The organism is Collinsella sp. AF19-1LB, from assembly GCF_003459655.1.
Taxonomy (GTDB): Bacteria; Actinomycetota; Coriobacteriia; order Coriobacteriales; family Coriobacteriaceae; genus Collinsella.
Genome location: NZ_QRWO01000048.1, coordinates 375 through 6,043 on the forward strand (window position 1 = coordinate 375; position 5,669 = coordinate 6,043).

Below are 5,669 nucleotides of genomic sequence, written 5' to 3' on the forward strand. Positions count from 1 at the left end.
GCCGCCCCGGGGTTGTCCCCTGGGCGGCGCACGCAATCTAGACCGAAACCTCGAACAATCCAACGTTGTCCCCTAGGAGGTTCATTCGCGCGTGCGCGAGCATGTCTTGAATGTTGTAATTCGAGTGGCGCAGGCGATGCGGGCTAACATGTTCTGTGGCTGCACGTTCACTTAAATTTTGTCGCAGGACTCGCATTGCTCTATACCTTCATGCAATTCCAATTTAAGGTGACGTCACGATGCCGAACGCTAGCAATAGACAGGCACCGAGACCCATATCGGCCCTGTTTCCCAAGCGTAATATCGGCGGTACTGTTTCGTGATATTCAGCAGTGCCCTAACGAGCAAATGCACAACGTGATTATGTCTGATAAATCGCTATCAATTCTCGTTCAGCGTCTGCCCCGTTTCCGGGTCGAAGAAGTACCACCGTCCCCTCGATCCGCTGCTCGTCATGGGCCGGTTATCCGTTAATTAAATAGAGAAGCGAGCCGTTTGCCTGCTTTGTCCAACCGTCCTCTTTTCATTGGTGTATTTAACTGTGAAATCGAAAGTGACTTCCCATGAGGTACTAGAGCATGTTTTGAAATTCGATACTGCTTGTATCGCTGCATTACTTTTCCCTGTTTTCCACTCCCTCAGATTCATCGCGTACGCAACAATCCCGTTCTGAATCCCCGAGATGCTCGGCGGGAAGGACTGGTTATCAGCATCAATGGAAATGCTCTCTTCCTTGGCATTCAAGTGCTGCTGAATGCGGCCGGCATACTTCTCGGCCCATTCATCGGCCTTTCCGTTTCGCACAAAATAATTGTTGGATAGGTCGGTTGAGCGGTAGGCGTAGTCGCCCTTTTGGTAGTTTGCCGTGTGGTCGGAGTGGGCGATTGCCATGAGCTCGGCGGTCAGGCCAAAGTACAGATGGCGCTGGTCCAGGTCTCCGTACCAGTTGTCGCCGGTATCGTCCCAGGTTAGGTCCATCTGGCACCATTTGCCGTCGATCTTTACGGCGTTCCAGGTGTGGCCGTTGCCGGTGATGCGGCCGTTGGCGATGCCCGCGGCGTCAAGGAGCTTGGAGTAGATGCGCTGGTAGCTCTCGCAGGTGCCCTGGTGGCGCGTGAGGCCGCTTTCGGCCGAGCACCAGTTAAGGCTGTGGTCGTACTCCAGCTGGTCGAGCGTCCAGTCGTGGAGCCACAGCGCCATGTCATATTCCAAGCCGTCTGTCTGTTGCCTGCATAGGTCCACGGCGTTGTTGACGATCTGCGTAACGCTCGGGCGGGCGGCGTCGTTTACGGTCACCTCCGCCGTGGTGCGCAGGTAGTAGATCCCCTTGTCGTTTTGGGGGTCGTTTCTGTCGTTGTCCATAAAGTAGAAGTAGATGCGATACGTGCCCGATGCCGTGAAGTCAAAGGTAAAGTCGTGGCCCGCGGTGCCAAGGCTGTAGTAGCTGGCCCATGCCGGGCGCGACGGGTCGCAGACGCTTTCATGGCTGCCGCCGTCCCAGTAGGTGGGCACGTCCATGCGCGCCTTGGCCTGGGACGAGCCGTTGGCCTGGGTTACGTGGAAGGTCGTCGCGGCGCCCGCGGGGGCGTCATTCCACGAGACGGTGAAGGTGACGCCGTTTTGACTTGCGGTGGCGGAGTGGGCATAGCCGGTTTCCGCCGCGACGGAGATCGCCTCGGGCGTGACGTTGGCTTGGGCTCGGAGGGATGGGGTGGGGGTGCTGGTTGCGGCGGTGGTGCTGCCGGATGTGGCGGCGGTGCCGGTCGCGGTGGGGGTGCCGTCAGCGCTTTCCGTGTTGGCTGCGCTGGCGCCGGTGGATGTTGCGGTGCTGTCCTCTACGGTACCCGCTGTCGCATTTGTGTCGGTGCCGTCTTCGACCTTGCCTGTGCCGCTGCTCGTGGCGTCGGCTTGCGCCTGCTGCTCGGCTGTTGCTCGAGGCTGGATGGCTTCCGCAATGGCTGCCATAGGCATCGTCGCGCTGACCATGGACGAGCACGCGATCACGCAGAGCAGGTAGTAAAGGGGTCGTTTCATAGCGGAGCCTCTCGGTGAGCAGCCAATAGGGTCCGAAGGCAGCTCCAGGCCAGCACTCCGCACATATTTTGTTGGAGTTTATTTTACGGGAACCCCCAGTCAACATCAGCGAACTTTCTGGGGAATGTTGGGGGGAGGGGGAGGGAGTTGGTCCTCGGCCTCGCTGTGCGCTGATGTCTTTGCCCTCAACGATGTGCCCGTCGGCGAGGAGCGCGAAGCGACCAATCTGAACAATGACAATCCACCCGTCTGTGCATCCAAACTCCTGGATTATGCACATCGGGATTTTCACGGTCTTGTCGGTGATATTGTCTCGCGGACCGTGTGCATGCATTAGCGTGCATGCATTAGATGGAGGAGTCCTTGTATCCGTAGAGGCGCACCAGCATTTTCGATGCGACCGCCGTCAAGACAATTGGGTGTGCATCAAGGCGCTGTTAACTGCATGAGCCGATTTCTTATATCCTGTTTAAGCAAAGCAAGAATGGGGAATAAAGCTAACTGCCCATCGCGAACTGGCGATGGGGTACGCTACTGCCGTCAATATCGCAAACGACGAAATTCCGACGTTCGCAACATTGACACCAGCGTTGCCTGCTGCTAGCTGGATAAGAGCCTCGATGGTCATAAGTACCAATTCCTCGCTTTCGTCTAGTATGCCATAGGCAAGCATTGTTTTAGGTGGCCGCGAAAGCGTTGGTTGCACTTGCTGCGCCTTTGATTAGCCTGTCCGGGGAGGGTTAGCCGCCGCTTGTTGATCCGGACAGGTTGATTTATTTGGGGGGTATTTTGGCCGAGTTCGATATCGCTCGTATTCCTCGATATAGTTCCAAAAGTTCATATGCCCATTTCGATCATAGGGCCTCTTTTGCCGAAGTTCAGGCCAAGATTTTAGATTCAGGGTACGTTTCTCATCATGCGTTCTACCCTCTTATTTCCAACGAGATCATTACTGTTCGGTATCGTGGAGGTAAGCGAAGCTGCAAAGTTCGCAATATCGCTTATGCCTCGCATTTCGATCACCGCGTCTTCCAGTACTACTCTTATCTGTGGTCGGACTTATATAACAAGAAGGCTATTGCCGAAGAGTTTAATGAGGTTGCCGTAGCGTACCGCTCTTCGCTTTCATCAGACAGCGCCGTAACTGCTGGCAGCAATATTTCCTCAGCTAAAAAGGTATTCGACTATATGCGTGAGCAAGATTCGGCTTTTGTGCTTACGGGTGATTTCGAGAGCTTCTTCGACAACCTAAATCATGCCCATCTAATAGCGTCGTTGCGTTCGTTGTTTCCCAGTGGACGCTTGCCGGACGATCACTATCAAGTTATTAAAAATATCCTTCGCTATTCGTGCTGGCCTATTGCTGATTTGGCTGCTCGACATGAATTTCCATGGCCAGTAATCGATCCTACTCGGGAGAAAATGATCAATGAAGCGGCTATCGAACTTCGGTTCAAGTCTATTCGTGAACTTAATAAGCTGGATGTTATCTTGCCAAGGTCTGAGTTTCTTGCAAACAAAAGTAAAGTCATCACCAGGCCGTGGCGGCGAACGGGTATTGATCTCGGCATTCCTCAGGGTCTTGCTGCAAGTGGAGTGCTCGCTAACATCTATATGACCGATATCGATATGAAGGTCAGGCTTGCCGTTGAACGGGTTGGTGGCTTGTATCTTCGTTATTGCGATGACTTTATTATTGCCGTTCCAAAATCTGGCTTTGATGCACTTGTAGAGGCAATCAATCTAATGGCCGATGTCGATTCCGTTAAACTGCAATCTGAGAAAACCAAGGTGTTCCGGGTTGATGGCAACGGAGTTGCTCAGCTTGATTTTGAAAGCATTTGCGCGGGTGAGGTTCTTTCGTATTCCGGTGCACATCCGGCGCAGAAAGTCAGTTTCCTGGGGTTTGACTTTGACGGGCGCATTGTAAGACTTCGACAGTCTACGGTTGGAAAGTACCACAAACGTCTCCGTGAGGCGGCCACTGCGATTGCGCGTTCTAATGAGGGAGAGGGGAGACACGCATCAAAAAAGCGCGTCTCCGCTCTATATCAACATTATTCACCACTCGGTATTAAGGGAAGAAGGCTATGCCCCTCGGGTGATGCTGACCCTTCTGCATTTTCTCGCTATGGGAACTTTCTTTCCTACGTAGCGAGAGCCCAAAAGGCGTTTCCAAATGATCCGATTGCCCCCGACGAGGCTAAGATTTATAGGAAGATTAAACGCTTGAGTGCTCGGTAAACGATGGCTTTAGCGCTGGATTATTCATAGCCATAAATACTAAATCGATATCGGCCAATTCCGATCACTAGGTAACAATTGATGTGCCTTCACGCGGTCGCGGAACGATGCCTCTGAAACTCGAGCCGAACATCAGAATGATATGACAAGAACGGTAGTGTCGCGAAAGTTGGTGTAATGGACTCCTTGGCCCCTGTGTCCAGGATCCGGAATCTATCGATATCCTAGGCCGACTCCACTCTGTCGGCAAGCTCAAGGCTGGATTCGACCATCTTCCCGGCAGTCTTTTCCAGCTCGGCCCAGTCATGACAGCACGATGCTCCCCTTCGCAGCGCCGCGTCGTGCAACTCGGCCATCTTCCTCTCCGAGAAGTAGCGCGAGGTTGCCATGGAAACGGCCAGGATAACCCCGAAAGCGGCCTGAACGCGCCATGGTGCGCGTATTCTAGGCGAAGGCACGGACCCTTCCGAGCCAGGACGGGCCGCTCGCTCGGCCAACTTTGGCGTACCCTGCTGGAACGGCTTCCGTCAACATCCGTAAAACTACCGCAAAGAGGAGGCCACAGTGATAGATAAGAGGCTTATTGAAGCCGTTCCCGGAGCCGAGAGACTTAAATCCGCAATGATTACCCCAGAATTGTTTGTTAAGGACCTCATGCAAGACTATTCTGGGCGTCCGTTATATACATACGAGGAATGGACGCGCGAGCTCATCAACCACTCTAACGCTTTCAAGGAACTGACCAGAGGTGCGGAGTTTCATGCGCCCGTATCCGAGGCAAATGGGGAGTGTGATGCGGTATCAGACGCGTATCAGTTAGATTTCAAGCTCATCTTCGGAAAATCCATGATGCGCGCCGTAAGTCTCACTTCGTCAAGGCGAGTTTCAGACCGCGGAATAACTTTAGAACAACTTTGCAGAAGTCATGTAAAAGAACAGAGAGGCTTACGCCTGCATGCAATTCTCAGGGATTACAGCCTCGCCAAGCTTGACGAGCTTCTAAAAACTGAGAGTAATAAACAATTGAGCGAAGAAGACCGTGAGGCCCGAGGACTTCTTCGCTCAATCAGTCATTCGAAAAACTTGCTGCTAATTTATCCTTGCCGCTTTGAAGGCATCGACAGACTGCCTGAACTTGAGGAAACCGCCAACGCCGCACTTTACTATGACTTCCGGAACGTGCTCGACGTCCGACGGATACACCATCCCGGCAAGGACACCTTCCTTTCATATTTTTGCGACGACCGCATGGTTGTCACAAGAGCGAGCGGGCACGGCCTATCCAAGTTCGACGATATCATGGTCGCAAAAAGCAGAACATACATGGATATTATGCGTATGCGTGATCCCGGAGAGTACCTTGATTGTCATTTTCATTGCAACAGCCTCAG

General features: G+C 53.2%; 4 protein-coding genes. 2 read left to right on the forward strand and 2 right to left on the reverse strand.

Annotated elements, in window-relative coordinates; genetic code table 11:
- Positions 1–474: 474 nt before the first annotated feature.
- On the reverse strand, positions 475–2,034 hold the full coding sequence (locus tag DWX39_RS10450) for a transglutaminase domain-containing protein (protein ID WP_117759881.1): 1,560 nt from the start codon (positions 2,032–2,034) through the stop codon (positions 475–477).
- Positions 2,035–2,823: 789 nt separating this feature from the next.
- On the opposite strand from DWX39_RS10450, the gene DWX39_RS10455 reads away from it, so the two are divergent.
- The gene (locus DWX39_RS10455; protein WP_147336405.1) at positions 2,824–4,278 is read left to right on the forward strand and encodes a reverse transcriptase domain-containing protein; all 1,455 of its coding nucleotides are present in this window, start codon (positions 2,824–2,826) and stop codon (positions 4,276–4,278) included.
- Between the two features lie 224 nt (positions 4,279–4,502).
- On the opposite strand, the gene DWX39_RS11305 is transcribed toward DWX39_RS10455, so the two are convergent.
- On the reverse strand, positions 4,503–4,634 hold the full coding sequence (locus tag DWX39_RS11305) for a hypothetical protein (protein WP_255413169.1): 132 nt from the start codon (positions 4,632–4,634) through the stop codon (positions 4,503–4,505).
- 208 nt (positions 4,635–4,842) lie between these two features.
- On the opposite strand from DWX39_RS11305, the gene DWX39_RS10460 reads away from it, so the two are divergent.
- On the forward strand, positions 4,843–5,669 hold an 827-nt coding region (locus tag DWX39_RS10460), incomplete at its 3' end, for a hypothetical protein (RefSeq protein WP_147336406.1).

Bases quoted from the DNA above. Each gene is read 5' to 3' on its own strand.
- DWX39_RS11305 (WP_255413169.1), bottom strand. From the start codon at position 4,634: ATGGCCGAGTTGCACGACGCGGCGCTGCGAAGGGGAGCATCGTGCTGT.
- DWX39_RS10450 (WP_117759881.1), bottom strand. From the start codon at position 2,034: ATGAAACGACCCCTTTACTACCTGCTCTGCGTGATCGCGTGCTCGTCC.